Below are 530 nucleotides of genomic sequence, written 5' to 3'. Positions count from 1 at the left end.
TCGAAACCTTAAACCATAAACTATACTATCTTATGTAAAGGGAGAGGGTTTTCGTATGGATGTGAATACGATCATCAAAATTGTGAAAGGGATTCCGAAAGACAAATGGCAGGATGAAAAAACGATTCGAAAAGCCATAAAAGAGGCCGGAAAAGCCCATGGAAAAACGTTTTCAGAGGCTGAACTTAACCAATACGTTGAGCAGTTTAGAAGTTTTTCGAAAGGTGGAGGTATTCTTTCCTTAATGTCTAAGCTTCTGCAAAGTGGGATGACCAAGGGCCAAATTGATGAAATCAAGAAGAAAATGGGCAAAAAATGATTTTTAAGCAAAAAAGGAGAGAGCAGCCCATTCTCTACCTTTAATTTTAACGACAAGCATAGGGGAGTGGAAAATTTAAGTAATAAGTAAGGTGATGGCGATGCCTCCTCTATTAACTCTTCGCTACACGGCGATTGGAGATTCGATTACCGCAGGGATTGGAGCCCGGTTTCATTATGGATATGCGCACCGATATCGAGATTTTATAGAA

1 protein-coding gene is annotated in these 530 nt (G+C 39.6%); it reads left to right on the top strand.

The genetic code is table 11. The features are described from left to right. The first annotated feature begins 55 nt into the window (after window positions 1–55). Window positions 56–319, top strand: coding sequence for a hypothetical protein (locus tag MBEAL2_RS28700; protein WP_047155574.1), 264 nt, complete (start codon window positions 56–58; stop codon window positions 317–319). The last annotated feature ends 211 nt before the right edge of the window (window positions 320–530 follow it).

It is taken from the genome of Aneurinibacillus tyrosinisolvens (assembly GCF_001015055.1).
Lineage (GTDB): Bacteria > Bacillota > Bacilli > Aneurinibacillales > Aneurinibacillaceae > Aneurinibacillus_A > Aneurinibacillus_A tyrosinisolvens.
This window is presented reverse-complemented; position numbering and strand designations above follow the sequence as displayed.

Excerpts from the sequence above, each read along its gene's own strand:
- MBEAL2_RS28700 (WP_047155574.1), top strand. The coding sequence starts at position 56 with ATGGATGTGAATACGATCATCAAAATTGTGAAAGGGATTCCGAAAGAC.